The sequence below is a fragment of the Thermostichus sp. OS-CIW-20 genome (genome assembly GCF_054061455.1).
This window is the reverse complement of sequence record NZ_JBSSEF010000023.1, coordinates 17,954-44,756: the sequence shown is the minus strand read 5'-3', so window position 1 is coordinate 44,756 and position 26,803 is coordinate 17,954. Positions and strand designations below refer to the sequence as shown.

Below are 26,803 nucleotides of genomic sequence, written 5' to 3'. Positions count from 1 at the left end.
GAGCGGTGGGGCGTCCCGTTCTTCAAGCTCAGGAAATGTCCTGCTATCGGGCAGGAGTCACTGGGAAGCCCGCACTCTATGCGTCAGCATGAGTGCGGGAGTACGTCACGAATGTTGGGGGTTTTGGGGAGAGGCAGGCGTGCTTTCCGGCTCGGGTTTGGGGGTGGCTGGGTCTGAGGGAGACGGTTCAGAGGTTGGGCTGCCCGACGAGACAGCCACCATGGCGTGGCGAATCACCAAGTCCCCCAGCTTGTAGCCCGGTTGATATTCGACGGCCACCACATCTTCGGGGTACTCGCTGCTGGGCTGGCGGGCTATGGCCTCGTGCAGGTTAGGATCGAAGGGCTGGCCTACCGATTTCATGCGGGATACGCCCATCTTTTTCAAGCATTCCACCAGCAAGCGATAGACGCTTTGGTAGCTGTTGTGCACCTCCCGCTCGCGGTCGGTCTCCAGCTTTAACTGCTGCTGCGCCCGCTCAAAGCTATCCACCACAGGCAGGATCTCCAGCACAAATTTCTGCCGTTCTTTTTGGCTGAACTCCTCTTTTTCCCGCTGGGTACGCCGTCGGTAGTTCTCAAAATCGGCATAGAGGCGGATGTAGGACTCTTCCTTCTCTTTCAGTTGCTGGCGCGTTATTTCCAACTCCTGCTGGAGCTGCTTTAAGGTTTCGCTGAGATCCTGAGAAGCCTCAGCGCTGGCTTCGCCAGAGGAGGTGCTGGCTTCCGCTTCACGGTCTTCCAAAATCAGCTTCTCCAGCTCTGCTTCTACGTCGATTTCCTCTTCCTGGAGTTCAGGATAGGCATCTTCTGTGGGCATCGGTTGCTTTTCTTCAGCAGTCATGGGTTATGTCGACAAGCGTGATTAAGGAGCAGTAACGTCGGGTGCCGACAGTTTGGCAGTCTCAAAACCAGCGTCGCAATCAGCCAAACTGGGCTCTGTGCTGATCGTATTCTACCGACTCCTCTGCCAGCCAGTTGAGATCCCTAGTTGTTCTAGCCTACCAGCAGGCTGTCCTGGAGCTGGCCCAAGCTCTGGGGAAAGTAGATCTCGGCCAAGTTGGGAATGAGGTGCCAGTTGTGGCGGTAGATGGGCTGGATGGGGGAATGGGTGTGAATGTGGCGGGCGAGAAAGTCGCGGATGCTGTCGGCGGAGATCCAGAGGGTTTGGGCTTCTTGGAACATACTGTAGCCCCCCCCACCGCCGGCGCGGTAGTGGTTGATGGCCAGGCGAAAGGTCTGATCCGGCTGCACCGGCTGGCCGCGAAATTGTAGGGTCACCAAGCGCTCGCCTACAGGGCGGGTGAGATCGAAGCAGTAGTCGATGCCGTGGTAGAGGTCGAAGGTGTAGCCGCGGGCTTCGGGGGCGACGACAGAGGCGGGATCTGCCGGGAGATGCTCGGGATCCAACTGGCGAAAATAGCCAGCGGTCTGCTCGAGGGCGCGTCGCAAGATGTCGCCGGTGATCTCCAAGACGCAGAGGGTGTTGTCGTAAACGGTGAGGCTGTAGGCGTCTTGCAGAAAGATGGGGCCCGCTGCCAGGCCGGCACTGCTGCAGATGTTGACCAGGGAGAGCTCCGCCGAAAGGCCGGCCTCCCGTACCGCCTGCAGTTGGGCCTGATGGAGCAGCTCTGCTAGGGGGTTGGCCCCAAAACGGGCTGCCAGCCCGCCGCGATAGGCACAACGGGCCTGCCCAATGGGCTGGCGGATGTAGCGCAAGGTGGCCTGGTGGTAGGGCTCTGTCAGGGCCAGGAGTTCGGGATCGGCAGGGATCCCTTCCGCAGCCAGCAACTGGGCAGTTTTCCCGACAACTTGCCAGCGTCCGCCGTGGCGCTCCAGCTCCAAAGACACGTGGGAAAGGTGGCTGCCCCAGTAGCCGGGCTGCACCACCAGGGCCTTGGCCCCCCCCAGGCCGGCAATGGTCTGATGGGTGTGGCCGGAGAGGATGACGTCGATGCCCTCGAGCTCGGCCAGGGCCAGCAGCTCGTTTTCCCCCACCAAGCTTTTGTTGCTGGCCCAGCCGCGGCGATCCGGGCTGCGCCAGCCCTCAGGGCTGCGCAGGGGAGGCAGTTGGCTGGAACCGCTGTGCAGGATCAGCACCAACACGTCCACCTGGGGCCGTAGCAGCGACAGGTAGTGCTGGGCAGTTTCCAGCAGGGGGGCAAAGCGCAGCCCCGCAATGTAGTCGGGCCGCTCCCAGGTGTCGATGCGGGGGGTGGTCAGCCCCAGCAGGCCGACGCGGATCCCGGCCTCTTCTCGGATGAGGTAAGGGCGAAACAGCGGATCCCCGTTGTGGCGGAGAATATTGGCGCACAGGGTGGGACAGCGGAGATCGGCGGTGAAATCCTGCAGCACCTGCAGCCCAAAGTTAAAGTCGTGGTTGCCGGGGGTAAAGGCGTCGTAGCCGAGGGCGTTGAGGGCGTGGGCCATGGGATGGGGGGAGACCCGCTCCACCTGGGCATAGTAGGTGCCCAAGGGGGATCCCTGGATCGTGTCGCCGCTGTCGATGAGCAACACTGGATCCTCGCTGGCTGCTCGCACACGCTTGATCAGGGTGGCCAGCTTGGCCAAGCCATGTTCTGCAGGGATCCCGGCAAAGTAGTTCCAGGGATGCAGGTTGGCGTGGAGATCGGAAGTGTGGAGAATTGTTAACCGCATTCTAATATCATAACTGAAGCAAAAGCCGCAATCCAAGCTCCCGTTTTCTGGGGAAGGGGGCCGTCACCTCAGCAAAAACAGCACCTGCACGCAGCCCACCAAAAAACCCAACAGCCCCCCCAAGTTGACGATGGCCTGCAGTTCCTGGCGCACAATTTGCTGAATGGCCTGCTCCAGCTCAGCAGGGGAGGTGGCGTTGACTTTGTCGGCAATCACCTGATCTAAGTTCAACACGGGGATCACCTGCATCATCAGCGATTCCAGATCCCGCTCTAGGTAGCGCTCCAGGATCAAAGCCAGGTCGGCGCTGATCTGATCGATGGAGGCGATCAGCGCCTTGGAGTTGCGCAGGCGACCCAACACCAGGCTGGCCACTTTTTCCCAATCGATGCTCTCCCCCAGCCCCTTGATAACCTCTGGCCCTTGGCTGCGCAGGTAATCTTGGATGCCATCGCGCAGGGCACGGCGCAACTGACGTACGGCGGAAACCGGCAGGTTTTGCAGGGAGAGGTTCTGCAGGATCTCGGTCAGGCGGCGGGGGGCGTTGATGTCTTTGAGCAGATCTTCCAAGATGGCCTCTGCCCCTTCCGGCTCCTCCAGGCAATAGGTGCGCAGGCGCAGCAGGGCGTTTTTGAGGCCAAACAAGTTGGCCACCAGCCAGTAGGAGCCGGTGGCCCGCTCGCGAAATTCTTCATCCAAAGCTTCGATGTTGCGATCGGTGAGAAAATCCACCAGGTTCTGCCGCAACACCTTGGGGGGCAGCGCCTGCTTCAGGATCCACTCCGAAAGCTGCCGGGCTTGCTCGGCGTTGAGGCGCAGCTCTAGCAGCACCTGGTCGAACAGTTGGTTAATCGGCCCCTCCAAAAAAGTCTCCTGGCGGGCGAGCACCTTCACCAGGCGGGGCAACGACTCGTTGAACAGATCGGCCAAGATGCGCGCCAGCACCTGAGCGGTTTGCTGCTGTTGCTCGGGGTTTTGCAGCCGATCCAGCGCCACCCCCAGCAGCCAGCGGATCCCTGCCTGCATGCGCTCAGTTCGCAGCAGCTTGCGGGCCAGATTGTGCAGCTCCTCTGGCGTGAGCAGGGATCCCATGATGGTCTTGGCAATCTGCTTGGCCAGGCGGGGCTGGTTCTGCGGGATCAGGCCGGGCGTGAAGGGGATGCGCCAGCCGAAAATCCGATAGGCCCGGTAGGGCCGGAAGAGCATCTTGATGGCGATGTCGTTGGTGAAATAGCCGATCACCAGCCCGGCCAGGGGGGGCACGACGTAGATCCAAAGGGCCATGGAGCAAACTTGGGGGGATCTTCTCTACTCTACCGACCCGCTCCTGCTCGCTTCTTGTCAAGGCTATTGGATGATCAGGCTCTCGCTCAGTTCCAGTTCCACCAGGGTGTTGGGCTGCAGCGTCACCACCCGGTCGATGTTGGTACTACCTGCAGCAGCACCCGCCAGGCCGCCGGCCAGGATGGGCAAAAAGCCCCATCCCCCTGTGAGCACCCCCAAGGCCAACCCGCCCGCCGCCCCATAGCCCGCCCCACGGGCGACGGTGGTGCCCACATCGGCGTTGCGATCCAACCCAACCGGGAGCAGTGCAGACTGGCCTCTAATGAGATAGGTAGAAGGGCCGATGGTGAGGCGGTTGGCCACAAAGCGGTTGCCGAGGATCTGTTTCCGCAGGTCGGCATTGTCTTCGCCACGACTGAGGGGATCCCTGGGCCTGTAAACCGGCTCAAAGGTGCCCCACACCACACTCCCTGGCGGGATCACCACCTGGCCAAAGCGATCCAGCACTGGCTCGGAGACTTCCAGGTTGGCGCTGATGGCCTGGTAGGGCTGGAAGGTGATGGGTCGGTAGACCGTAAGAGGAATACGGGTGCCGGCAGGCAGCTCGCCCCGCGCGGCCCCAGCCAGGTTCCCCCCTGGGCTGAGGTCGGGCCGCCGTTGATAGGAGTAGGCTTCGCCTGGCGGAGCTGGTCCACCTGGCGCCGCTTGAACGGGCACCACCGGAATTGGGGCCGGGCTCGGATCCCCCGGTGGGGGGAGGGGATCCCCCGTGAGGGGCATTTGCGGCACCTGAGGCACAGGCGGCAGGGCTTGCGGAGCCGTGGAGCCGGGCGGGTTGCTGAGCAGAGGCAGGGTAGGGACGGGATTTGGCTGAGGGGCTTGGGGCGTGAACTCGAACTGCTGGGCAGTGATGGGAGCGACCGCCGCAGCCCACAACACCCCACTCACCAGCCACCCAAAGCCAACCCTTTGCCACGACGGCAAAAACGGCTGCAACGCTGAGCTCATGGATCCCGTCCAGTCACAACTGGCAGTAGCTTAGCATCCTGACCAGCTCGTGCCCACTAGATGTAGTATCTAGGGGCAACCCATTGGCCTTTAAAACACCACTAAAGCCTGTTCATGGGATCCCTCTTGCCTAAGAAGGGCTGGGAGAGGGAGAAGGCAAAGGCTCCACTACAGGCTCTGGGGTGGGGGTAGGCGTTGCTGTTGCGGTCGGAGTCGCTTCCGGTGTGGGCGTAGGTGTGGGAGTCGGCGTGGGTGTTGGAGTGGGTGTGGGCTGGGCGGCCTGCACCTGGAAAGACCACTGCTGGATGGCGGTGTTGCCGCTGGTATCGGCAATTTGGACGGCAATCAAGGTCGGTCGATCGGTGGGCAGCGGCTCGGCTGGGGTGTAGGCGAAGCCGGTGCGGCTGAGCTGAGCTTGGGCGGTAACGTCCACGTTGTTCACCAGCAGGGTAAAGCTATTGAGGTCGATTCCCTGGTCATCTTGAAAGCGAGCGGAGATGGATGGGCGCGGGTTGTCGGTCACCGCTCCGTTGGGCGGCGCCAGGTCGCTGATGGTGGGGAAGGTGGTGTCGGTCACCCGACCGATGCTGATGGTTTTGTCCGGCAATTGCACCAGGGTCACCAGCCCATTCCGCTCCAGACGGGCAAATACTGGCGCTTCCGAGGCCCGGTCTTGGCTGCGGAAGGTGTAGCTGCCCTCGTATTGGCCGGGGCGGGTTTCCTGCAGGGGCAGGTTGTAGGCAATGCCGGGAATGGAGAAAGACGCCTGCGCCCCTGGCGATCCCAGCAAATACACCGTCAAGGTATCTCCCGGCTTGACGGATCCCAGCTCCTCGCGGGCAAAGAAAGTTCTCACCTCTGGGGCGGCGGGCAGCGTTTCCACCAGCGGCTCCACGGGGATATCCGGCGTGGCCAGGGGCTCAGGCGTGGGGGGGACCTGAGCCAGAAGCTCGGTGCGGATCCCTGGCCCGGGGATGGCAGCTCCCACAGGCGGGTCTAGGCTGGGCACCCGGCCCACCTTGGCCAGCGCTTGGTAGGTGAGAGCCGCCACTTCCCCCCGCGTGGCCACCGCCTGGGCATTCAGTCGGGTGGGATCAGGGTAGAGCACCAACAGACCTTCTTGAACTGCTGTCGCGATGGGGGCGCGGGCAAAATTGGGAACCAAATTGGCATCGGTAAAGCCGGACAGAATGGCTTCAATTTGACCGGGATCCTCGAGGAGCCTGCCGTTGGTGGCGGCGCGGGTCAGAACGGTGATGGCCTGGGCGCGGGTGAGGACATCGTTGGGACGGAAGGTGCCGTCGGGAAAGCCGGAAACCAACCCCGCTGCTGCCGCCGCGCCGATGGAGGGAGCTGCCCAACTGGGAATGGGATCGGCAAAGGGGCGCACAGGGACGTTGGTATCTAGCCCAAAAGCTTTGGTGACGATAACGGCAAACTGGGCCCGCGTAATCGACTCGTTGGGGCGAAAGGTGCCGTCTGGGAAGCCGCCGATGATCTGCCGCTCATTGAGCCCGGCGATGTACTGGGCGCCCCAGTAGGTGCTGATATCGGAAAGTTGCGCCCAAACGGGATCCGCAACCAGCAACAAACTGCCCCAGCTCGCTATCACGGCTGCCGCCTTCCAACTTTGCCAAAGAGAAAACCCACGCATCCCCTACAACTCCTCGCTACCTGCTAGAAAGGCTCTAAGAAAAGACATCGGCCCAAACAATCAACAATCGAAGAAGAGCCGGATGGAGTTACCCACTCCGTAACCCTAGACGAAAAAATCTCCTGAAAAGTTCTATCGGTTTCCGAAGTTTCACGGGGCGGGATTGGGGTAGCGCTGGTGCACCGCCTCAATTTCTGCCAGGATCGCAGGCGACAGCTCCACCTCGAGGCAACTGAGGTTTTCCTTGAGCTGGGCCAGGTTGGTGGCCCCGATGATGGTGCTGGTGACAAACCAACGGCTGCGCACAAAGGCCAAAGCCAACTGGGCAGGGGTCAGGCCGTGCTGGCGGGCAATGCGCACGTAGGCAGCCACGGCCTCTTCCACATTGGGCTTGCGGTAGCGCTGGCCAAAGCCCTCGAACAGGGCCAAACGGGATCCCGGCGGCTTGGCGCCCCCCAGGTATTTGCCCGTCAGCAGCCCAAAGGCCAGGGGGCTGTAGGCCAGCAGCCCTACCTGTTCGTGGCGACAGACCTCCGCCAGCCCCATCTCAAAGGTGCGGTTGAGGAGGCTATAGGCGTTTTGAATCGAGACTACCCTGGGCAAGCCCAACTGCTCGGCCACGTGGCAGAACTCGCAGACTCCCCAAGGGGTTTCGTTGCTCAGGCCGATGTAGCGCACCAGGCCCTCCTGCACCAGTTCCGCCAGACCCTGCAGTTGCTCGGCAATGGGAACCGTGGGCCGCTCTTGAGAGGGATCGTAGGCCACGCCCCCAAACAGGGGCACATAGCGATCCGGCCAGTGGATTTGGTAGAGGTCGATGTAGTCGGTTTTCAGGCGCTTGAGGCTGCCGGCCACCGCCTGTTTGAGGTTGTTGCGGCTAATCGAGAGAGACCCGCCGCGGATCCAGTGCCAGGGCCGCCCCGGGCCGGTGATCTTGGTGGCGATGACAAGGCGCTCCCGCGGCTGGTGCTGCAGCCACTCGCCGATGTAGCGTTCTGTGGCTCCCTGGGTTTCCGCCCGCGCCGGCACCGGGTACATCTCCGCCGTATCGATGAAGTTGATCCCGTGTTCTACTGCGTAATCGAGCTGTTCCCAAGCCTCAGTCTGGGTATTCTGCTCACCAAACGTCATGGTGCCGAGGCAGATCTCCGAAACCTGCAGAGGACTGTGGCCAAGCTGGCGGTAGCGCATGGGAACTTGCCGTCTCCAACCCTAAACAGCACACCAGTCCCCATTGTGCCCAAAACTTGCCAGCCCCTGGGATCCCTGCCCCTACTCTTGCTGCAGCACAGGCATGTACTCGCGGTAGATCTGGTTTAGGATTTCCAGGCCAATGCGGGTGCGACTGTCGGGGGGACGCAGCTCGATGGCTGCCCTTACTTGCAAGATGGTGCCCACCGGATAGGGCGAGCGCAGCTCCTCCCGCTTGCCCAAAAACACATCCGTGAAGTAGTCGATCAGCCGCCGTACCTGCGCCATGTCCTTGCGGGAGATCTCCATATCCAAAACGGTGGCCAATTTGGCTCGCATGGCTTGAAAGCTCTGTTGGCTGGTGTTGAGGGCCACCCGCTTGGCCAGGCTGTCTACCACAATTTGGCTGATCTTCTCCACATTTTGAGTCACGATCTCGCGGTGGCGGCCAGCAAAGCGCAGTTGCACTTCATCTAAAAATCGTTCGCGCTCCAGGATTTGGATGCCCTGCTGCTCTAGATCCACTCCGTAGCTTTGCAACTGCTTGTACTGATTCAAAACCCATTGGTTGTAGAACGAATCGGCCAAAACCCGCCAATAGCCAATGATCGTCGCCTCGGCAAAGGGGATGCTCAGCAAATAGGCCTCGCTGGTAATCTGGTGCAAATGTTCGGTCAGCTTGTCCCGCTCTTTTTCGTCCAAGTGGGAAGTGCGGGGCACCCAGACGGCTCCGTACTCGCTTTTCACCTCCACCGGCAGGGATGTGAGGAGAGTGTCGAAAAATTGATGGAGGCTGAAAAGGAGAAACTTATTGGGATCCTGCAGGCGGTTGAGCAGCTCTTGTTTTTTCTCTTCTTGATATTGGGCTACCAGCTGCTGGGCCTCGGCGGCCTGGCTGCGCGCTGCCTCCACATCTTGCCGCAGCTTTTCGATCTCTTCTGCGCTCGGCACCTCGCCAGCAGCAGGCTCCCCCTCTCCACTGAAATAGCTGCCGCGCGGCCCTGGATCCCCAAGGCTTGCCAGCGGTTCGTCGCTGTCGTTGTCCAGCGTCAGCAGGTGAGAAAGAGCCTGCAGCCGAGCCCGTCGATTGGAAGAGTAGAGGGATCCCACTTCCACCGGATCCCGACTTTTCCAACCGTCCAGTCCACCGATGCGATAGAGCGTGTAAAAATACTTGCTGAGCAGAATTGCCAACAGATGCTTGTTTTTGACCTCGTTGTACTCCAGGTAGGCCCGCAGACACAGTTGGAAAGCGATGTTGGGCAAGCTGCGACACACCCCTATGATGTGGGAGTACACCCTTTGCAGGTGCGGCCGAAAGCGGCGTGGGATCGCCTCGGGCCGCAGGCCGCGCAACAAGAACTCCGGCTGGCGTAGATCTTGAGGGGTGAAGTAAAAACTTTCTTGCCAAAGCAGCTCGTCCAGGTCGCGGGCAAAAATCGGCTTCAACTGATCGATGATCTGCTCGACAACCGCTTCGTTAAAAACCGGTATGATTTTTTCAATACGCAGTTCCTCGTAAATAGAATGCAGCCGCTTGCTGCGAAAGTCTTCGATCGAGATCAGCCCCTTCATGGTTCCAATCCGACCGTCGCTCAGCAGGAACTTATAGACAACTTCAGCAGTGGCGCCTGGGGAGAGAACGGGAGTTCCGGTCAAGTCGGGGCAAATTTGCAGGGGGCGTAGCAAGCGGCTGGTTTCACTGATGCTAAAGCAACTCCAAGCTGCCGGGTTGAGCACCACCGACGACAGGCCGGCCAGCAATTGCTTCTCGTCCAGATCCTCCAGCCGGATTTCTCCCCTGGGAGCTTGGCGGGGTGCCGCGGCTGAAGCCGCCTGCGAATCCCGAACGGACGGAGGAGATAACGGTAGAGGAGACGCGCTCATGCAGCCAAGGCCGTTTAACCTCAAAGTTCACTCTAGACCGGCAAAGGATAGATAAGATGTGATCCGTATCTCTTTGTCCAATGGAAGTCTCTAAAGCAGAATCTGCCCAAAAACCCCCCCGCTGTTATCTATTCCCACCAGTATCTTGAAACGGTCAGCTTTTGGGTAGCGTGCAACCACGGTTTTAGGGATCCACTAAGGGATACGCAACTTTAGCTCTGGGGGATGAGGTTGCTGAGGCTTTTCCGCTAACCGCCCTCCAAGCCGGTTTTTCTGCCGCAACTCCTGGGCTAGGATAAACGGTCTGCCTACCAGTACGGGCTAGAGTTGCGTTTTAATTCGGGTTGATTCGGGATTGAGGTGCAGTGGTCATGACGGCCATTTTGATTGTGGACGACGATCCCACGATTCGGCTGGTGTTGAAGCGATCCCTGGAGCGGCAGGGCTACACCGTCGAGATGGCCAGCGGTGGCTTGGAAGGGCTGGAGAAAGCTCATCTCCTAACCCCGGGGCTGATTATCTGTGACTGGATGATGCCGGATATGGATGGGCTGGAGGTCTGCCGGCGCATCAAGGCGGATCCCAAGTTTTCCACCACCTTCTTTATTTTGCTTACCGCTCGCACCGAAGTCGAAGACCGCATCCAGGGCCTGGATGCCGGGGCAGATGAGTTCCTCAGCAAGCCCATCGATCCCAATGAATTGCGGGCGCGGGTGCGGGCTGGGCTGCGCTTGCACCAGCTCAGCTATGACCTGCAGCAGCAAACGGCCCGACTGCGGGCGGAGTTGGCCGAAGCAGCCAGCTATGTGCGTTCGCTTTTGCCCAAGCCGGCCGACTTCCCACCTCACCAAATAGCGATTGAGTGGTGCTTTTTGCCCTCCCAGGAGCTGGGGGGGGATTCGTTTAACTACCACTGGCTAGACGAGGATCACCTGGCCATCTACCTGCTAGATGTGTCAGGGCACGGGGTGGGATCCGCGTTGTTGTCGGTGTCGGTGATGAACCAGTTGCGTTCCCAGAGCCTGCCCGATACAGACCTGCGGCAGCCGGATGCGGTGTTGCGCGCCCTCAACCAATCCTTCCCAATGGGATCCCACCATGAAATGTACTTCACCCTTTGGTATGGGGTCTATCAGCCGGGATCTCGCTTGCTTTCTTTTGCCAGCGCTGGCCACCCCCCCGCTCTGTTGGTTGCGCAATCAGACCCCATCCCCCTAGAGCTGAAGACCCCCAATTTGCCCATTGGCATTTTGCCCGATCAGGACTTTGCTAGGGACGAAGTCCGGATCCCGGCCAACAGTTGTCTCTACGTGTTCAGCGACGGGGTTTACGAAGTGTCCAGCTCGGAAGGGATCTGGGGGATAGAGAACTGGAAGTCCTTCCTAAGCAAGCATGCCTGCGTTGGCCTCGATCACGTTCTGCAGCACATTCAGTCTTTCCGCGGCAAGGCCGATCTTGAGGATGATTTTTCTCTGCTCCGTATTAGCTTTGGCTAGTGCAAGCCCGCTCAAGCTGAGCCGGGGGCTGCTCTCCGAAGCTGCTCCCACTGGCTAGGGGTAAAGGTACGGAGGGCTAGGGCGTGGAGACGGCCATCCTGAAGGTAGGGCTTCAAGGCCTCGTTCACCAGCCGGTGCTGTTTGATGAGGGGGAGGCCTTGGAATTGCTCAGCTACGACGACAGCCTGAAAATGGTTGCCATCGCCAACTGTATCTTCTACCTGCACCTTGGCTCCGGGCAGGGCAGCCTGTATCAACGCCTCGATTTCCCGCGGATCCATGCACCGTCTTCCTAGCTTCGGCTCAAGACAACTTAGAGAAGCTCTCCCAATGCCTGCAGATGTTGAGTTCCTATAGCGGGGACTGGATTTGAACCAGTGACCTTCGGGTTATGAGCCCGACGAGCTACCAGGCTGCTCTACCCCGCGGCGCTTTTCTAGCCTAGCTTGTCCTCCGGCTAACCGGCAAGCCTACGCCTAAGTTTCGCCCTTTTGTGTGGGTATTGTCTTCGAGGATCCCCGTCGCACCTGGATGAGCTAGGCGGTGATGCTGATGGCAATCTCGGCGGGGGTTTCGGCGTGGATCTCCAGACCGATGGGGGCAAAGAGCCGAGTAAACTACCCGACTCCGACCGCTAAAGCGGTACGGAGCGGGCTTTCAGTAGCCCTGAGCCTGCTCTGCTCTACCAGAGAACAAAACAGGCCCGAACCTCTAGGCTGGTTTACGACAGCCCCCAAAAGCGCAATCACATTCGCACCATTCAAATCCGCATCCCCTTCCCATCCACAGTGCCCACACTTGAACGACTTACCACTGCGATAGGATTGCGTAGGGTCGGGATAGATGTGCAAACACCGGTGGCAGGTCTGCGACGTGTAGGCAGGCGGCACAAGAATCAGAGAAACCCCTGCAACCCTCGCCTTGTATTCCAGAAACTGCCTCAGTTGGTAGAACGCCCAACTGTTGGCCCTGCGCCTTTCGGTTTTGCTGCGGGGTTGTTGATTGACTCTTTTCCGGATCCCTGTCAGGTCTTCCAGGGCGATAGCGCTGTTGGTAGCTTTTGCCCTAGAGCTTTGGAGATGCGATGATTGACCCACGCCTGAAAGCGCCTCTCCTTGCCAGACAGCCGTTGCAACAGTTCTCTGCATCTGCGCCGCGAACTGCGGGTGCCCTTACTGGCTTTGCGTTGGAGTGCCGCCCTCAGCTTGGAGTAGTGGTCTCGGACTTTGTTCAACTGCTGTCCATTCCAGTTATCCCCTTCTGACGTATGGGCAATATCCGTCCTGCCCAAATCCACGCCTAGCACTCTATCCGTGCGTTGCGGTGGGCACGGTTCCGTTTCCACACAGATTTGAATGGAGTAGGAGCCGTCTTTGCGCTTGACCAGAGTGGCAGATTTGGGATTGGAGCCCGCCAGCCGTTCTCTCTGGTAACGGCCAATCGCCAGCTCAAAGCGCTCCCGACCCTCCACCGTGGTCAGCGACACCGTCCAGTCTTTCTCGCGGAACGAAAAGATACGGGCATCGTAGGTCGCAAAGCCTCTCTTGAACGCTTTGACCGGACGGTTTTTCTGTCGGGCAACTTTACGGGCACCGGCCAGCCGTCTGCAGACCTGCTGAGCCAAGTTACTGGACAAGCCAAACCGAGCGCGAATCTGGTAATAGCAAAGGGACTGGAGTTTGACTGCGTTGACTACTTTTTCTGGTGTGTTTTGGTTGACCCAGTTCAAGGCTTGGCCAAAAGCCTCCAAAGTCGCGTCCAATTTGGCGGCTTGCGACTGGGACACCTTGAGCTTGCAGGAGACGGTCAGGACTTGGGTCATGGTTCTATCATAACTTCCGCATTCCTCCCGACACTGACCCTACGGGTACAGTGCGGGGCTCCTGCGATTTCTAGCTGAAGGCGGTCTCCGGGATCCCTTCCTGGGCCAGGGACAGGCCGCAGTGGCCCGCTCCGACGATCAGCAGGGTGGGGGAAGGGAGGAGGGGCTCGACCCAGGATCCCGCGAGGAGCTGTGGGCGGGATGGCAGGGGGGCAAAGTGCTCCACATTGCTGTCGCCAAGCCTGAGGTAGGGGAACCCCTGGGGATCGAGGGGAGTGATCAGCCAAGCCCTTTGCCCTTGGGTCAGAGCCTGGAGGATCTGGGCCGCCAATGTTTGGGCAAGGGATCCCTGCCATCGCTGTAGCCAAATGTGCATCCGTCCCCCGCAAACGCCCAAGGGAGGGCTGTTGAGATCGAGGGAAACCGGCATCCCAGCCGGCGAGGACTCCCCATCGCCACCGCCAACGGGAACAGCGGTCTGCAAAAGGGTTTGCGCTCGGGCAATGACTTCCGCTTCGGCAGCCCCACCGCCAACAGTGCCCAACAGGGTGCCATCGGATCCCACAGCCAGTTTCGCCCCCGCCTGGCGAGGCACAGATCCCTGGGTGCGGATCACGGTGGCTACCACCAGCGGCACGCGGGAGAGCATGACTCTAGTCAATAATAAGCTCAACTATACTGAAAATAATGTATAATATGTTCAGTACGGATTACTACCAGTTGATCTTTCTGTTTCCTTTCGAGTCTGCCAACATGGTAGCCAAAGCAAAGCAGAAAATTGGTAGTAAGACGACACGGAAACTGCGCTTTGGGTATTCTACTCAAAGCTTTGCGGGATACCGCCATTCTGTTTGGACTCCGTCCCGCTAACGCGAATGGAAACAAACAGAATGCTATCGCTGCATAGTTGAACAGTGATGTTCAGCAGTGTTCAGCGTAAATGTATCAGCATGTCTGCCAACTGTCGGTAAAAGGTCTCGTCCACCTCAGCCTCGGTTATGCCTACGGCACCCTAGCGGGAACGGTCAGGGACTCAATGATCAAGAAAGCCCCTCTAGGATGGCCTGATGGAAGGCAACCCGGAAAGCCTGGAATCCGTTCTCCTGCCGACCGTGGTAGACGGCGTTGGTGAGCAGCGTCACCACCAGCTCCCGCTCTGGATCGATCCACAGGGAGGTTCCGGTGAAGCCGGTGTGGCCGAAGGCGCTGGGGCTGAACGGGGAGCTGCTGGCCAAGGGATCCGGGGAGCGCAAGGCAAACCCCAAACCCCGGCGCTCGTGACAGCGGTGGGCATCCCCTTGCTGAGGCAACTGCTCGCGGGTCATTTCCCTCACCGTCTGCGGCTGCAACAGGGATCCCGTCAAAAAACTCTCTCCGAAAGCGGCTACTTCCTCTGCCGTGGCGAATAGTCCGGCATGGCCGGCGATCCCGCCCAGGCGGGCGGCATTTTCGTCGTGAACCTGCCCCTGTAGGCGGCGCTTTCGCCAAGGACACAGCTCGGTGGGGGCACAAGAGACAGAGACAGGGGGTGGGTCGAAAGGATCCCCCGGATAAAACTGAGTTTGGCTCAGGCCCAGAGGCCGCAAGATCCGGGCGTACAAGATCTGATCCAGACGGGTTCCGCTCAGACGTTCCAAAGCCAGCCCCAGCAGGATCAATCCAAGATCGCTGTAGACTGTGCGGGATCCCGGCCTGTAGGCCAAAAAGGTGTGCAAAGCCATGTGCCGGGCAGATTCGGCATCGGGCTGTCGAAACAGGGGCCGCCAGGCGGGCAAACCGGCGGTGTGGGCCAGCAACTGTCGCACCGTCACCTGTTCTGTTGCAACAAGCTGGCCTAAGGATTCCGGTTCCACAGCAATCCATTTCCCCGGCTGCAGAGGATCTTCATAGGGGGCAATGGGGCGGGATCCCTGAAACTCCGGCAACAGGAGACTCACCGGTTGATCCAGCAGCAACGCTCCGGCTTCCACCAGGGCCATGCAGGCGGTGGCGGTGTACAGCTTGGTCAGCGAGGCCAGGTCAAAACGGGTGGCCGAGGTTGTCGGTTGGCGCCGGGTCTCAGGGTCGAGATGGCCTGCCGCCCTTGAGTAGATACACCTTCCCTTGTGGCGGATGACCACCTGGGCAGCGGGGAAAAGGTGGGGAATGGCGGAGTTGAGCAGCCCCTCCAGCAAGGTCGGATCCCAGCCCATCTGCCTCCTCTCCTCCCGGCTTGAGGATCCCCAGTCCAACAAACAACTTGTAACGGTGTTTACAAAAGCCTACCGCTTCCCCAGCTAGGATGCCAGCACGGCTGGTTACATCATCACATCAAATCAAATCAAATCAAGGGATCCCAGGTGCGGCTGGAGTTGTTGCAAGCCTTTTTGAACGTGGTGGAAACGGGCAGCTTTTTGGCCGCTGCTCGCCTCAGCGGTCTGACCCAATCGGCCATTAGCCGCCAGATCCAGGCCCTGGAAGAAGCAGTGGGCGCTCCGCTGTTGCATCGCAAAAGCCCGGTGGCTCTAACCGTAGCTGGGGAACGGCTTTTGCCCCATGCCCGTCGCATCTGTCAGGAATGGCAGCGGGCTCAGGAAAGCATTCGAGAATGGCTGCAGGGCCAGCAAACCGAGCTCTGCATTGCCGGGATCCATTCTCTGATCGCCCATCAACTGCCGCCGGTGCTGCAACAGTTTTGCCGGGAGTACCCAGAGGTGCAGTTGCGGGTTACCGCTCTGGGCAGCGACCGCGCCTTGAAGGTGCTCAGGGATGGGCTGGTGGACGTGGCCCTGGTAATGGAGAATCCCCTGATGACGCGGGGGGCAGAGCTGGTGGTGGAGCCACTGTACTCCGAGCCGATTCAAGTATTGATGCCCGCCACCCATCCCCTCAGCCGCTACGAGCGGATCCCCTGGAAGGTGCTGGCGGAGTATCCCCAGGCTGTGTTCAAAGATGGCTATGCCATGCGCTCCTTGGTGGGATCCCATCTGGCCCGACAGGGGCTTCCCCTGAAAGCAGCCCTGGAACTGAACACCTTGGATGCCTTTCGGGGGGTGGTGCGACAGGGGCAGCTCATTGCCCTCCTGCCGGAGTCGGCCCTGGTGGACTGCTGCGCCGATCCGGATTTGCAGGTGCGGCCCACCGAGCCCCCCCTCTTGAGGCGACAGGTGGTTATGGTCACCACCAGCGATCGCTATCGGATCCCTCCCATTCGCCGGTTTTTGCAGTTGGCCGCCCAGCTGATTAGGCAGTCTGGTAATGCTGAGCCTGCTTCCGGCGCAGATCCCCATTGCCCCTCTGCTGGGCTGTTGTCGGTTTTGTAGAGACCTTTTGTAGAAATTTCTGGTCAAATACCCATATCGGTAGTTTCAAGTGTTCCGCCCTTATCTCCCCCTATCCTGAGTAGCCCAGCGCTCCCGACCGCCGATGCTATGAGCCAAGAGTTTCGCGAGCTGTTGAAAAAAATCGGCAGCGGCACCCACACCCACCAGGATCTCAGCCGGGCAGAGGCCGCCAGCGCTGCTCGAATGCTCCTGCGGGGGGAGGCCACTCCCGCCCAGATCGGGGCTTTTTTAATTGCCCACCGCATCAAGCGCCCCACTGCCGAGGAGCTGGCCGGTATGTTGGATGCCTATGCAGAGTACGGCCCTCTTCTGCCCCGGCAGGATCTGCCTCATCCCTTGATCATCTTTGGCCATCCCTACGATGGCCGCTCGCGGACGGCACCGCTGGGGGTGCTGGTGGCTTTGCTGCTGGCAGCGGCAGGGTCAGCCGTTTTGCTGCATGGCTCTGGCTTCTGTCCCACCAAGTATGGGCTGCCTTTGGAAACGGTGTGGCGGAGCTTGGGGGTGGATTGGCGAGGGCTATCCCTGGAGCGGGTGGGGCAACTGCTGGAACAAACCGGGCTGGGATTTTTGTATTTGCCCACCTGTTTTCCCCAGGCTCAGGCTCTGATGGACTACCGGGATCAAATCGGCAAGCGCCCCCCCTTGGCCACCTTGGAGCTGGTCTGGACACCCTACCAAGGCCCCTTTCACCTGGTGGCCGGCTATGTGCATCCTCCCACCGAGGCCACGATGCTGGAGCTGTTTGCCCTGCGGGAGATCCGGCAATTTACCACCGTCAAAGGTTTGGAAGGCAGTTGCGACCTGCCGCGGGAACGGGCGGCCATTCTCAACCAGGGCGGGAAACGGCTGCTCTTGAAGGCCAGAGATTGCCACTTGGCAGGCCCGGAGATCCCCCTCTCCGGCGAGAAAGAGCTGCTCCAACAGATGCAGCAGGTGCTCAGCGGGGATCCCTGTGAACTCACCCCAGCCGTTCTCTGGAATGGGGGCAGCTATCTGTGGCTCCTCGGCCACGCCCCATCCTTGCCAGAAGGGATCCAACAGGCGGAAGACCTGCTTCGCTCTGGACGGGTGATGGAGAAGCTGAAACAACTGATCCAGGTGATTGACCTGATACATTTACGCTGAACACTGCTGAACATCACTGTTCAACTATGCAGCGATAGCATTCTGTTTGTTTCCAAACAGAATGGCGGTATCCCGCAAAGCTTTGAGTAGAATACCCAAAGCGCAGTTTCCGTGTCGTCTTACTACCAATTTTCTGCTTTGCTTTGGCTACCATGTTGGCAGACTCGAAAGTAAACAGAAAGATCAACTGGTAGTAATCCGTACTGAACATATTATACATTATTTTCAGTATAGTTGAGCTTATTATTGACTAGAGTCATGCTCTCCTAGGGCTGGGATCCCCTGTTTCGATGACTAGAGTCAAGCTCTCCAGCCCAGGAAAGAAAGCCCCCCGGCCAGCTCCAGGGGGCAAGAAGGGAAAGGTTGGATCCTTCAGGGCAACAACTCTTCGATGGCCTCTTCTTTGGTGTTGGTGCGGCGGGAGAGGGTGCGGCGGTCGAAGGTCATGTGGATCTCCCGGTTTTGCTCGCCGTCGGCAGCCACAGCAAAGATGGGGAAGTCGATGTTGCCATCCGGGAAAGCCATGTGGAAGCGGAAGGTGCCATCGGGGTTGAGCTGGATCTTGCGCCCGCCGATGGTGACGGTGGCATCGGGCTCCGTGGCCCCATAGACAATCAGCTCGGCATCGGCCACCAGCCAGAACTTGCGGGAGCGCCGCGGCAGGACTTCGGAAGCGCCGGAGAACAGCCCTAGTCCCGACCCGGAAGCCATCCAGGGAGCAGCAGGCACTTCGGCCATGGCCATAGCCATTCCCATCATGCCCACGCCCGACGGGATAATAAACGAGCTGATGGCCTGCTCGGGCACCAGTTGACGGCTGCCCATCTGGTGGCTGCCAAACAGGGATCCCGCCACCCGCATCGCCTCGAAGCCGCCCACCATCTCCAGGAAGGGATCCGCCGTCCTCTGCCGCTGCGGCTCGTCGCCTTTGTAGGCCACCACGCCCATGCCGGTGGCGCTGCGCTTGTAGGGCTCGGTGAGCTGGTAGAGGGTGCGGCCCTGGAGGGGCATGTCAAAGGGCACCGTCAGGAAGTGCTCTTCAAACCAGTCGGAGGGGAAGACCGGCGGCACCATCACCGCCGCCGAGCGGGCCAACATCAGCCAGCGGCCATCTGCGGTCCGGTAGCCGATCTCCACCAAATAGGAACGATCGCTCACCGGGATCGGCAAATACCACTCCCGCGCCAACTCATCACAGGGGTACTCCTGCATGCTGTGGGCCGGCTGGTAGCTGAAATCGATATCCGTCACATCGTAGAGGCGCAGCGCCAACTGTTGGCCGCCCTCGCGGCGCTTGCTTTCTTTAGCCTCGTTGGGCACATCCCAATAGGCGTAGGCCCACTGGGGATCCCGCGGCAGCAAAACGATGCGGCTTTCCCCATAGCCCTCCGGCAGATCCCCCAGCCCTTTGTCCACATCGGCCAGATCCGTCTTGCCGGCAACCTCTTGACCCCTAAACTTCGTTTGGGTGACCGATTCTTGCCCCTTGGGCTCCGGCATGGCATCGACAGGGCGGCCAGCTTTGACTTGGGCCTCTCGAATGGCCTCAATCAGCTGGTCTTTGGTCATGCGGCTGTACTTGGGGATCTGATAGCGGGCAGCTTCTTCCCGCAACTGCCGGATGGTCATTTCTTCCAACGGGATCCGCTCTTGTGGCATGGTCGGGGTCTCCTGTCCTCAACAGATCGGGCTTGTGCGCACACTCCACTGGCTAACCCAAAGGCCGATCCCAGCTTGTGGCTAAGGGCAACCCCTGGCCCACTGGGGTAATAGCCTGCTTGGCGTTTTCCAACCGCTGATGACCATAGGTCGGGATCAACGGGGATCAAAGGAATGATGAACTTATGTTCACGTATTTTTGCCTATTGGTCAAGAGCTTGGGGATCGCTGGGGATCAAAGCCTCGTTTTCCCCGCCATCTCGAGTCAGGGATCCCCAAAATGGGCTTGCGGCCCGCCCTTGCCGGCGGATGGGCGGCCAAGCATCAGCCGCTGCTCTCCAGTCCAAAAGAGGACTGCGCGGGATCCCCTGCCGCACCGGCCTTGCCTGGGTAGCATGGGGGAAGGGTGAGCCGCAGGTTATCAGGCCAAGAGGTGTGGGCATGAGGTGGTGGAAAGATAGGACTCACGGTGCAGGGATGCGAGCGATCTGGGCAGCGCTGGGGATCCTGGTCTGGCCGGGGGAAGCTGTTGAAGCGCAAACCCTGTTTCCTCCCCTCTACCGCCTCCAGGGGGGATCCCCTGCCCCAGCGGTTGAGAAACAACCCCTCCCGGAAGAAACGCCTTGGCGTCCGGTCACTCCCGACCAGGTAGAAAACGTAGAGTCGGCGTTTCCTGTCGAGGACGCAGGGTCGGAAGGGCCGATTTTCGATCTGGACTTGTTGCGGCAGTTGGGCACCAGCCCCGGCGGCGGCTCTGGCTCTGGACAGGGAGACGTGATCGGGCCCGGCAGCGGCCAGAGCGGGGTGCGCGGCTCCAGCCCTGGCTCAGGGATGGGCCCAGGGGGTGGAACTGGCCTAGAGGCGGGATCCCGGCGGCGAGAGCCCCAGGTAACTGGGTTAATTGTCGATGCGCGGGGCCTGGACTTTTTGCCCAGCCAGTCGATGCGCCTTTTGGATCCCGATGGCAACCCTGTTTACCCGCCCATCAACCTTGGCCAGGATCTCAACGCCGCCTTTGTGGGCAGCGAGGGCACAGCCGCCTACGCCACCTCGGAAGAGCAGGCCCGCTTGTTAGTCAACCGCATTGGGGAGCGGCCCCACCGCATCCGCGCCCTGCGCACCCTGGGCTATGACCTGGTGATCTCTGCCGAAGATGCCTTCAACTTGCGCCGGATGAACGCCGCCGATGGCTTTCTGGATCGCTTTGCCGTGGTGGTCATCTGGGATGGCAGCCAAGCCAGCCGGCCTTAAAGTCTGGCCCAGGGATCCCGGCGCTGGCCGCGAAGGGGATCTGGGGATGCTAGCCTAGCAAACGTGCTCCGCACCGCCGACGCAAACGGCTTTTTTTGGGGATCCCAACCCTATGCAACGGTTTGCCAACCAGCCTCTGCGGGAACGGCCCCACCTAGCGGTATTTTCTTCCAGCAAGGTGGGCAACTTCGTGGTCACCGTCCCCCTCTTGCGCGGCCTCAAGGAGAAATACCCCGGCTGTGTCCTGGATTTTTTCGGCAGCGAGACCACCCGCGACTTTGAGCTCCACTGTCCCTATATCGACTTCAGCTTCCCCCTCTACAGCCGCCGCCCCGATTACCTCGAGGCCCTGACGGCGGCAGTGCGGGATCGGGTGGCCCAGGCCGGGCCCTACGATCTGGCCATCAACTGCGACGAGTTCAGCGAGCTCAACCTGGTGGCGGTGACGGCCCTGCGACCCCGGTACATTGCCGGGGCCGGCTTGACCCTGGATTTTCGCCGCAAGTTGGATCCCGGCTCCGACCCGGTGCAGCGCATGCTCCAGGACGACGACTGGAACAGCCTGGCGTTTTTGCAGCGCTACAAAGATATCCTCACTAGCAACTACATCGCCGAGATCTTCTGCCGCCTGGCTTACGTAGAGACCGACTTTTTCCGCCTGGAGCTGCCCAGCCGGGATCCCGACTTTGCAGTACCGGAAGTCTTGGTGCACATCACCACCACCCGCCGTGCCAAGATGTGGCCCTTGCAGTACTGGCGCCAGGTGATCGAATGGTGCCAGGGGCAGGGCTTGCAGGTGGGGCTCATTGGCAGCGCCCCCGAGCTACAGCGATCCCTCTACCACGGCGACGGCGAAGACCAACTCCTGATCCAGACGGGGATGATCGACCTGCGGGGCAAGACCGGCCTCCTCGAGTTGGCCGGGGCCCTGAAGCGGGCGCGGGTTTGTATTTCCGTGGACGCGGGGCCGATGCACATTGCGGCGGCCGTGGGCTGCCCCACCATTGCCCTGTTTGGCAACGACGCCGATGGCGATGGAGCTAGCCCCGTGCGGCTGTGGGCTCCACGCCTGCCCCATGTTTACGTTACCCAGACTTCCTATAAATGCCGGATCTGCGCAGAAAACAAGTTCAAAAACGAAGCCTGCCTGGTGGAAGGCCACCCCTGCATGGCCCACCTCAAGCCAGAGACAGTGATTGCCTACCTCCGACAGATCCTGAAGAAGACCTAGACCTTCCAGCCCGTCTCTCCCCTCACCCCCAGCCCCTCTCCCTCTGGGAGAGGGGAGCTGTGGAGCGAGGGAACAACTTGTTCATGGCTATTTGAGATGGCCATAGCTCCCAGGGATCCCCGCCCCGCCGATCAGATGGGCCAGTGGACGGCAGGGAGTGCCCAGAAGCGCAGCCGGATCCCTAGGAGCCTGGTTAAGCTGAGAGCCCGAGGCTGAAAACTCTGTGCCTAAACCATTTGGGTGTGAGCTGTGACTTTGGGGACGGGGTATCGCCACCAGGTGGATCACCTTGCCGAGCGGAGAAACAAGAGGGCTTGGCAAGGGGTTGCCCTGAAGCTGCTGGCCACCTTCTGCTTTGCCTGCCTGGGGGCGATCATCCGCCTCAACACGCCTGCCCTGCACCCTTTTGAGATTGTGTTTTTGCGCAACCTATTCGGGTTTCTTGCCCTGGTACCGCTGCTTTTGCGAGCAGGGATCCACTCGCTGCGCACCGCCAAGATGAGCTTCTACCTCCTGCGCTCGGCAATCAGCACGGTGGGGATGCTGCTTTCCTTCTGGGCGGCCAGCCTCTTGCCTTTGGCAGAGGCCACGGCGCTGAGCTTTGTCCAGCTTTTGTTTGCCGGCATGATGGCGGTCTGGGTATTGGGCGAACAGATGCGCCCCTCCCGCTGGCTGGGGTTGGGCCTGGGGTTTGTCGGGGCTTTGGTGGTGTTGAGGCCGGGCTTGCGGGAGTTCTCTTTGGGAACGGGGCTGGCCTTGGCGGCGGCAGCGCTCTTTGCCTGGGTAACCATTGTGCTCAAGATCCTCGCCCACACCGAGTCCAGCCTCACGATCACGGCCTACATGGGCCTGTTGCAGACCCCCCTTTCCTTCTTGGCTGCTATTTGGGTTTGGACCTGGCCTTCGCCGGAGCAGTGGCTGTGGATGGCAGCGATGGGGCTGTTGGGCAGCCTGGGCCAGGTGGCCCTCACCCAAGCCTACAAGCTGGCTGAGGTGACGATGCTGCTGCCTCTGGATTTTTCCCGCTTGCTCTGGGCCAGTCTAATCGGTTTCTGGGCATTTGCCGAGCTCCCAGATGGGTGGACCTGGCTGGGCGGAGCCCTGATCTTGGCAGGCGCCACCTCCGGGGCCTACGGCGAGGCGCGGCGGCGGGTGAGGAAAACTCAGGCCCGTACCGGCAAAGTTTAAGGTGGCAGAGGCTGGCGGGCCTAAAGCCTCAGCAAGGCGGGGCTGGAGCTGGTCAGGTCGGTGGTGGTAAGAGCCACCAGCAGGGCTTCCGGGCTGACGGGGAAGGGCAGGTGGTGGATATCGGAGCCTGGCTGGCAGGCCACCTGGGCTGCTTGCAGCAGCTCGGCGGATCCCAGGTGGTCGAGGTGGAGATCCCGCAAGTTGAGGGGCAGCCCCACCTGGCGGTAGAACGCCAGCAACTGGGTGCGGGCGGCCAGCGCCAACTGGCTTCCCTGCAGGATCTCCTCTAGGCGGAGCTGGGCCAAAATGCCAAAGGCCACTTTCTCCCCGTGCAGGGTGGCCCGGTGTCCCGGCAAATGGGTTAGGCCGTTGTGAACGGCGTGGGCGGCCACGGTGCGACACTTGGCCCCTCCCATGCCGCCGACGATCCCCGCCAGGCAAATGCAGGCATCCACCACCTGCTTCCAAGCCGTGCCACCCGGCTCCCGCAGGGCCGCCACCGATTGTTGCAAGAGCAAATCCCGCAAAACGCGGGCCTGCTGCACAGCTCCGATCACCAGGGCATCTTCCGAGGCGCCGCTGCTGACAGAAGACTCGTACCACTTGGCCAAGGCATCTCCAATCCCGGCCACCAGGGTGCGCGCCGGGGCCTGCAGGATGAGCTCATAGTCCAGAATCAAAGCGGCAGGTGCCCGATCCAAAGCCACATCCCGCTGAAAGGCACCTGTGTCAGAGTAGATGTTGGACAGGGCGCTCCAGGCGGCACAGGTGGCAGCGGAGGTGGGCACCGTCGCCACCGGGATCCCCAAGCGATGGGCCACCAACTTGGCCGTGTCTAGGGCCTTGCCGCCCCCCACCCCTACAATGCCGGTTACGGACTCTGCCGTGGCCAGGGCCTGTAGGCGAGCCAGCTCCGACTCGCTGCAGTCGACACCATAGGTGCTCCAGTAAACCTGAACGGCGGGATCCCGCCCCAGATTGCGCTTCAGGGGCAGCTCGGCCACGGCCAGGGAGCGCTCCCCCCCGATCACCAACACGCGGGATCCCAGAGCTGTCAGGGGGACAGCCTCGAGGATGCCGCTGCCGCGGTATAGCCGGCCTGGGGCCGGAATGGCCAGGTCGAATTCACAAGTTCTCAGCATTTCAAAGAGGGGCGATAGGGTCAGCCCAGTGTCCATATATATAGATACAGACTACGATTCTAGCCGCAAGTTCTGCCTTTCCCATCTAGGGTGTAGCTACAGGCAAGCCTCGCTTGCTTGGAACGGGTTGGGATCCCTGGCAGGGGAGGGTCAGCTAGCACAAATCTTTGCCAGCAGTCAACTGCAAATGGTGGTAACCCCCAGACAAATTGGGTAGTATGCGTCTAGCAGTGGCGCAGAGGGCAGGGCGTGTTCGGCTTTCTTGGTGGCTCCAAAACTCAAACCATGCTTGGGGTAGATATCAATCCCGAGCGCCTTGCTGTTGCCCAAGTCAAGAAGCAGGGCAATGGTCGCTATCGTCTGGTTCACTACCACAGCGTGGAAATGCCAGAGGGGGCAGTGATCGAGGGGCGCATTCTTGATCCGAGCACAGTTGGCTTGACATTGGCCAACTTACTAAACGAATACAAGGTGCCCACCAGCTTGCCAGTGGCGACCGCGGTGCCGGTGCGAGAGGCGATCGTCCGTCTCATTCGCCTGCCTGCTGACCTGCCTGCCGATGAGTTGCGGCGGGTGGTTCTAGAACAGGAGGCGGAGCTCTACATCCCCTACCCCCGGGATCAGGCGGATGTGGACTACCAGCCCCTGGGCCTAGACCTTTCCCAGGATGGCATTGAGCGCATCGAGGTGCTGCTAGCAGCCATCCCCAAAGAGGTGGTGGACAATTACCTGGCCGTGCTGCAGGCGGCCAACTTGAAGGCGCGCTGTGTGGAGCTGGCCAGCTTCTCCCTCATTCGCACCATCCGTGACCAACTCATCCAGTACAGCCCCCAAGAGGCGGTGTTGCTCAGCTCCATCGGCTACGACAGCAGCGAGATCAGCATCTTGGTCAACGGCATCCCGCAGTTTACCCGCACCGTCAACATCGGCACCATTCACATGCGGCAGGTGCTAGCCCAGGCCCTGAATTTGCCGGTTAGCCGCACCGGCGACCTGTTGCGAACTCTAAGGTTACCCTTGATCAACCCCGCCGATGTTTTGGCCACGGGAGAGCAACCGGTTCCCAGTAACCCGGGCGTGGCAGCCGTGGCGCGGGTCGTTTCCGATTTGGCGGACGAGCTGAGGCGCTCCATTGATTTCTTTACCAGCGCAGAGAGTAACTCCCCTGTGGTGAAGGTATTGTTGGCTGGGCCGGGGGCGGCTATTGGCCAAATGGATGGTTTCTTGTCGCAGTCGCTGAGCCTGGCCGTAGAGTTAGCGGATCCCTTCGGCAGCATCCTGATACCGGATTCAATCGAGGTGCCCTTGGAGGAGCGACCGGCGATGGGAGTGGCCCTGGGGCTGGCCATGCGGGAAGCCAGCAAGTAGTCTTCGGGATCCGCCCAAGAGGATCCCCTAAGCGCAATACCCAACCATGAGCGAGGCGGTGAGATGTACACACCAGAGATCAACTTTCTGAAAGAAAGACCGGAGGTTCCCACCACAGTTCAGACAGGGGGAGTGGTGGCTGGCCCGGAAACTGCCGCCGGAGCTGAGAGCTGGGCTTTGGCCATTGGTCTGGGGGTTGCCGTGGCTGCTGTGGCCATGGGGGCTTTCTTGTATTTCCAAGACAGCTTTTCCCGTCAGCGGAATACTCTGAGGGCAGAGCGAACCCGCCTCGACGGTGAACTCAGCACAGCCAATGCCGAGTTGACCCGACTCCAGGGCCTCAGCCAAGAACTGCAAACCATTCGCACCCAGACGGAAGGGTTTCGCTCTTTTCTCGGATCCGTCCAGCCCTGGTCGGCCATTCTAGAAGAACTGCGGCGCAGGATCCCTGGGCAAGGGGTATGGATAACCAACATCAGCGCCTCTGGCGATACTGTGAACATCCAAGGCGGGGCGTTGGATTTTCCCTTGGTGAACGACTTTTTGCTCACTCTGCTGGATTCCAACTTCGTAACCAGTGCCGTTCTCAACAGTGCCTCTCGAGTGGAGGGCACCCCTGAAACTGAACCCAGCGTCACCTACGGCCTAACGGTTACTATTCGAACCATAGGGGATCCCGACCCGGAGTTGACCCGCGAGCTGGAGCAGCGGGGAGCGATAGGCTTGGTGGAAAAGATCCGCATTTTGCGTCAAGTGGAGGGGAACTGATGACCGGCTCGGTGGAAAGTTTTCACGACGAACAACTGGTGGCACCTCCGGCAGGGCCGCCGGTATTGTTGGGGGTCGAGCTGACCCCTATTCGCATTGGCCTGTTGATCGGGATCCTGGGCCTGGGCGCGGCGAGCTTTTTGGCCTTCACCCAACTCCGTCCTCTGATTAGAGAGGTGCAAGCCTTAGAAAGAGAGGTAGCCCAAAAAACCAGCCAGTTGCAGGAGGTACAGGGCCAGATTGCCGGCTTACAGGATCTGCCCAACCAAATCGAGAGGGCTCGCGTGCAGCAGCAACAGATCAGCGCCTTGCTCGCCACCCCCGAGAATGCCGACACGCAACTGATCGATCTCAACCGACTGGTGCGGGGACAACCCAATGCTCAGTTGCTCAGTTTCAGCCCTTCCCCTCTGACGCCAGCTTCCTCGAACAACCCAGAAGTGCCTGCCATCATCGCCCCAGCCATCCAACTGCAGACAACCCGCGTCACCCTGCGGGGTCCCTACACCGACATCATCAACCTCATGAGAGACATCGAGCGTTTTCGCGCTCTGTTCCGGGTGAGCAACATCTCTCTCAACCCTGGCCAAGGCACAGAGAACCTAGACGCCGCTTTCGATCTGGTTGCTTACTACTACAACAAAGGCGTTCCTCTCGGCACTGCTCCTGCACCTGAAGGGCAAACACCTCCTGAGGGAGGACAGCCAACACCCAGCCAGTAGCCCGGCTTGGCAAGGCCAATCTGT

The 26,803-nt window shown here is 60.5% G+C and carries 23 protein-coding genes, 1 tRNA gene and 2 pseudogenes; 10 read left to right on the top strand and 16 right to left on the bottom strand.

Annotated features, from left to right (window positions below; genetic code table 11):
• Window positions 1-105 precede the first annotated feature (105 nt).
• From grpE to ACVWXC_RS09135, 7 genes are all read right to left on the bottom strand, one after another.
• Window positions 106-843, bottom strand: coding sequence for a nucleotide exchange factor GrpE (grpE, locus tag ACVWXC_RS09165; RefSeq protein ID WP_228375447.1), 738 nt, complete (start codon window positions 841-843; stop codon window positions 106-108).
• A gap of 152 nt (window positions 844-995) precedes the next feature.
• Window positions 996-2,657 carry a bifunctional metallophosphatase/5'-nucleotidase gene (locus tag ACVWXC_RS09160; RefSeq protein ID WP_011429855.1) on the bottom strand — a complete coding sequence of 554 codons (1,662 nt, stop codon included), beginning with the start codon at window positions 2,655-2,657 and terminating at the stop codon, window positions 996-998.
• A gap of 63 nt (window positions 2,658-2,720) precedes the next feature.
• Entirely contained in the window at window positions 2,721-3,941 is a 1,221-nt protein-coding gene (locus tag ACVWXC_RS09155; RefSeq protein WP_011429856.1) for a DUF445 domain-containing protein, read from the bottom strand.
• 63 nt (window positions 3,942-4,004) lie between these two features.
• Entirely contained in the window at window positions 4,005-4,949 is a 945-nt protein-coding gene (locus tag ACVWXC_RS09150) for a hypothetical protein (protein ID WP_168173639.1), read from the bottom strand.
• Window positions 4,950-5,079: 130 nt separating this feature from the next.
• Window positions 5,080-6,603, bottom strand: a complete 1,524-nt coding sequence (locus ACVWXC_RS09145) for an S-layer homology domain-containing protein (protein ID WP_457392274.1) — start codon at window positions 6,601-6,603, stop codon at window positions 5,080-5,082.
• Window positions 6,604-6,753: 150 nt separating this feature from the next.
• Window positions 6,754-7,794: an NADP(H)-dependent aldo-keto reductase gene (locus tag ACVWXC_RS09140; RefSeq protein ID WP_011429859.1), complete on the bottom strand. Its 1,041-nt coding sequence runs from the start codon at window positions 7,792-7,794 to the stop codon at window positions 6,754-6,756.
• Window positions 7,795-7,875: 81 nt separating this feature from the next.
• A complete protein-coding gene (locus ACVWXC_RS09135) occupies window positions 7,876-9,681 on the bottom strand; it encodes a hypothetical protein (RefSeq protein WP_228375448.1) in 1,806 nt (601 codons plus the stop codon).
• 371 nt (window positions 9,682-10,052) lie between these two features.
• On the opposite strand from ACVWXC_RS09135, the gene ACVWXC_RS09130 reads away from it, so the two are divergent.
• Window positions 10,053-11,177, top strand: coding sequence for a PP2C family protein-serine/threonine phosphatase (locus tag ACVWXC_RS09130; protein ID WP_011429861.1), 1,125 nt, complete (start codon window positions 10,053-10,055; stop codon window positions 11,175-11,177).
• A gap of 11 nt (window positions 11,178-11,188) precedes the next feature.
• Here the strand turns inward: ACVWXC_RS09130 and ACVWXC_RS09125 are convergent, their stop codons facing one another.
• Window positions 11,189-11,323, bottom strand: coding sequence for a BolA/IbaG family iron-sulfur metabolism protein (locus ACVWXC_RS09125; protein WP_240527876.1), 135 nt, complete (start codon window positions 11,321-11,323; stop codon window positions 11,189-11,191).
• Here ACVWXC_RS09125 and ACVWXC_RS09120 point away from each other — a divergent pair.
• Window positions 11,261-11,473: a hypothetical protein gene (locus ACVWXC_RS09120; protein ID WP_240527422.1), complete on the top strand. Its 213-nt coding sequence runs from the start codon at window positions 11,261-11,263 to the stop codon at window positions 11,471-11,473. The two genes, ACVWXC_RS09125 and ACVWXC_RS09120, sit on opposite strands and share 63 nt — an antisense overlap.
• Before the next feature lie 58 nt (window positions 11,474-11,531).
• Here the strand turns inward: ACVWXC_RS09120 and ACVWXC_RS09115 are convergent.
• The 5 genes and pseudogenes from ACVWXC_RS09115 to ACVWXC_RS09095 form a co-directional block, all read right to left on the bottom strand.
• Window positions 11,532-11,605, bottom strand: a tRNA-Met gene (locus ACVWXC_RS09115).
• A gap of 108 nt (window positions 11,606-11,713) precedes the next feature.
• A pseudogene (locus ACVWXC_RS09110) lies at window positions 11,714-11,782 on the bottom strand (XdhC family protein); the annotation flags it as partial.
• Window positions 11,783-11,794: 12 nt separating this feature from the next.
• Window positions 11,795-12,999, bottom strand: a pseudogene (locus ACVWXC_RS09105) (RNA-guided endonuclease InsQ/TnpB family protein).
• A 70-nt stretch (window positions 13,000-13,069) separates the two neighbouring features.
• Window positions 13,070-13,648, bottom strand: a complete 579-nt coding sequence (locus ACVWXC_RS09100; RefSeq protein WP_457392270.1) for an XdhC family protein — start codon at window positions 13,646-13,648, stop codon at window positions 13,070-13,072.
• A gap of 391 nt (window positions 13,649-14,039) precedes the next feature.
• Window positions 14,040-15,191 (bottom strand): serine hydrolase domain-containing protein, encoded by a 1,152-nt coding sequence (locus ACVWXC_RS09095; RefSeq protein ID WP_457392267.1) that lies wholly within the window; start codon window positions 15,189-15,191, stop codon window positions 14,040-14,042.
• 147 nt (window positions 15,192-15,338) lie between these two features.
• On the opposite strand from ACVWXC_RS09095, the gene ACVWXC_RS09090 reads away from it, so the two are divergent.
• Both ACVWXC_RS09090 and ACVWXC_RS09085 read left to right on the top strand, forming a co-directional pair.
• Window positions 15,339-16,301 (top strand): LysR family transcriptional regulator, encoded by a 963-nt coding sequence (locus tag ACVWXC_RS09090; protein ID WP_414381483.1) that lies wholly within the window; start codon window positions 15,339-15,341, stop codon window positions 16,299-16,301.
• Between the two features lie 108 nt (window positions 16,302-16,409).
• The gene (locus ACVWXC_RS09085; protein ID WP_457392263.1) at window positions 16,410-17,450 is read left to right on the top strand and encodes an anthranilate phosphoribosyltransferase family protein; all 1,041 of its coding nucleotides are present in this window, start codon (window positions 16,410-16,412) and stop codon (window positions 17,448-17,450) included.
• Window positions 17,451-17,822: 372 nt separating this feature from the next.
• Here ACVWXC_RS09085 and ACVWXC_RS09080 read toward each other — a convergent pair whose 3' ends face one another.
• The gene (locus ACVWXC_RS09080; RefSeq protein ID WP_457392261.1) at window positions 17,823-19,109 is read right to left on the bottom strand and encodes a DUF4912 domain-containing protein; all 1,287 of its coding nucleotides are present in this window, start codon (window positions 19,107-19,109) and stop codon (window positions 17,823-17,825) included.
• A gap of 203 nt (window positions 19,110-19,312) precedes the next feature.
• Window positions 19,313-19,552 (bottom strand): hypothetical protein, encoded by a 240-nt coding sequence (locus ACVWXC_RS09075; protein ID WP_011429871.1) that lies wholly within the window; start codon window positions 19,550-19,552, stop codon window positions 19,313-19,315.
• A 34-nt stretch (window positions 19,553-19,586) separates the two neighbouring features.
• Between ACVWXC_RS09075 and ACVWXC_RS09070 the strand changes: the two genes are divergently transcribed.
• From ACVWXC_RS09070 to ACVWXC_RS09060, 3 genes are all read left to right on the top strand, one after another.
• Window positions 19,587-20,360: a hypothetical protein gene (locus ACVWXC_RS09070; protein WP_457392258.1), complete on the top strand. Its 774-nt coding sequence runs from the start codon at window positions 19,587-19,589 to the stop codon at window positions 20,358-20,360.
• A 112-nt stretch (window positions 20,361-20,472) separates the two neighbouring features.
• Window positions 20,473-21,591, top strand: coding sequence for a glycosyltransferase family 9 protein (locus ACVWXC_RS09065; RefSeq protein ID WP_011429872.1), 1,119 nt, complete (start codon window positions 20,473-20,475; stop codon window positions 21,589-21,591).
• Between the two features lie 249 nt (window positions 21,592-21,840).
• Complete coding sequence (locus ACVWXC_RS09060; protein ID WP_457392255.1) at window positions 21,841-22,779, top strand: DMT family transporter; 939 nt, start codon at window positions 21,841-21,843, stop codon at window positions 22,777-22,779.
• 20 nt (window positions 22,780-22,799) lie between these two features.
• Here the strand turns inward: ACVWXC_RS09060 and ACVWXC_RS09055 are convergent, their stop codons facing one another.
• Window positions 22,800-23,957 (bottom strand): iron-containing alcohol dehydrogenase family protein, encoded by a 1,158-nt coding sequence (locus ACVWXC_RS09055; RefSeq protein ID WP_240527701.1) that lies wholly within the window; start codon window positions 23,955-23,957, stop codon window positions 22,800-22,802.
• 249 nt (window positions 23,958-24,206) lie between these two features.
• Here ACVWXC_RS09055 and pilM point away from each other — a divergent pair, with 249 nt between their 5' ends.
• The 3 genes from pilM (at window position 24,207) to ACVWXC_RS09040 (ending at window position 26,779) form a co-directional block, all read left to right on the top strand.
• Entirely contained in the window at window positions 24,207-25,289 is a 1,083-nt protein-coding gene (gene pilM / locus ACVWXC_RS09050) for a type IV pilus biogenesis protein PilM (RefSeq protein ID WP_240530483.1), read from the top strand.
• A 63-nt stretch (window positions 25,290-25,352) separates the two neighbouring features.
• Window positions 25,353-26,057, top strand: coding sequence for a PilN domain-containing protein (locus ACVWXC_RS09045; protein WP_011429876.1), 705 nt, complete (start codon window positions 25,353-25,355; stop codon window positions 26,055-26,057).
• Entirely contained in the window at window positions 26,057-26,779 is a 723-nt protein-coding gene (locus tag ACVWXC_RS09040; RefSeq protein WP_011429877.1) for a hypothetical protein, read from the top strand. Before ACVWXC_RS09045 ends, ACVWXC_RS09040 begins: the two co-directional genes overlap by 1 nt.
• Window positions 26,780-26,803: the final 24 nt, after the last annotated feature.

Bases quoted from the DNA above. Each gene is read 5' to 3' on its own strand.
- ACVWXC_RS09065 (WP_011429872.1), top strand. From the start codon at position 20,473: ATGCAACGGTTTGCCAACCAGCCTCTGCGGGAACGGCCCCACCTAGCG.
- grpE (WP_228375447.1), bottom strand. From the start codon at position 843: ATGACTGCTGAAGAAAAGCAACCGATGCCCACAGAAGATGCCTATCCT.
- ACVWXC_RS09095 (WP_457392267.1), bottom strand. From the start codon at position 15,191: ATGGGCTGGGATCCGACCTTGCTGGAGGGGCTGCTCAACTCCGCCATT.
- ACVWXC_RS09155 (WP_011429856.1), bottom strand. From the start codon at position 3,941: ATGGCCCTTTGGATCTACGTCGTGCCCCCCCTGGCCGGGCTGGTGATC.
- ACVWXC_RS09040 (WP_011429877.1), top strand. From the start codon at position 26,057: ATGACCGGCTCGGTGGAAAGTTTTCACGACGAACAACTGGTGGCACCT.
- ACVWXC_RS09100 (WP_457392270.1), bottom strand. From the start codon at position 13,648: ATGCTCTCCCGCGTGCCGCTGGTGGTAGCCACCGTGATCCGCACCCAG.
- ACVWXC_RS09130 (WP_011429861.1), top strand. From the start codon at position 10,053: ATGACGGCCATTTTGATTGTGGACGACGATCCCACGATTCGGCTGGTG.
- ACVWXC_RS09070 (WP_457392258.1), top strand. From the start codon at position 19,587: ATGCGAGCGATCTGGGCAGCGCTGGGGATCCTGGTCTGGCCGGGGGAA.
- ACVWXC_RS09055 (WP_240527701.1), bottom strand. From the start codon at position 23,957: ATGGACACTGGGCTGACCCTATCGCCCCTCTTTGAAATGCTGAGAACT.
- ACVWXC_RS09150 (WP_168173639.1), bottom strand. From the start codon at position 4,949: ATGAGCTCAGCGTTGCAGCCGTTTTTGCCGTCGTGGCAAAGGGTTGGC.
- pilM (WP_240530483.1), top strand. From the start codon at position 24,207: ATGCTTGGGGTAGATATCAATCCCGAGCGCCTTGCTGTTGCCCAAGTC.
- ACVWXC_RS09160 (WP_011429855.1), bottom strand. From the start codon at position 2,657: ATGCGGTTAACAATTCTCCACACTTCCGATCTCCACGCCAACCTGCAT.
- ACVWXC_RS09135 (WP_228375448.1), bottom strand. From the start codon at position 9,681: ATGAGCGCGTCTCCTCTACCGTTATCTCCTCCGTCCGTTCGGGATTCG.
- ACVWXC_RS09080 (WP_457392261.1), bottom strand. From the start codon at position 19,109: ATGCCACAAGAGCGGATCCCGTTGGAAGAAATGACCATCCGGCAGTTG.
- ACVWXC_RS09045 (WP_011429876.1), top strand. From the start codon at position 25,353: ATGTACACACCAGAGATCAACTTTCTGAAAGAAAGACCGGAGGTTCCC.
- ACVWXC_RS09145 (WP_457392274.1), bottom strand. From the start codon at position 6,603: ATGCGTGGGTTTTCTCTTTGGCAAAGTTGGAAGGCGGCAGCCGTGATA.
- ACVWXC_RS09085 (WP_457392263.1), top strand. From the start codon at position 16,410: ATGAGCCAAGAGTTTCGCGAGCTGTTGAAAAAAATCGGCAGCGGCACC.
- ACVWXC_RS09075 (WP_011429871.1), bottom strand. From the start codon at position 19,552: ATGCCCACACCTCTTGGCCTGATAACCTGCGGCTCACCCTTCCCCCAT.
- ACVWXC_RS09140 (WP_011429859.1), bottom strand. From the start codon at position 7,794: ATGCGCTACCGCCAGCTTGGCCACAGTCCTCTGCAGGTTTCGGAGATC.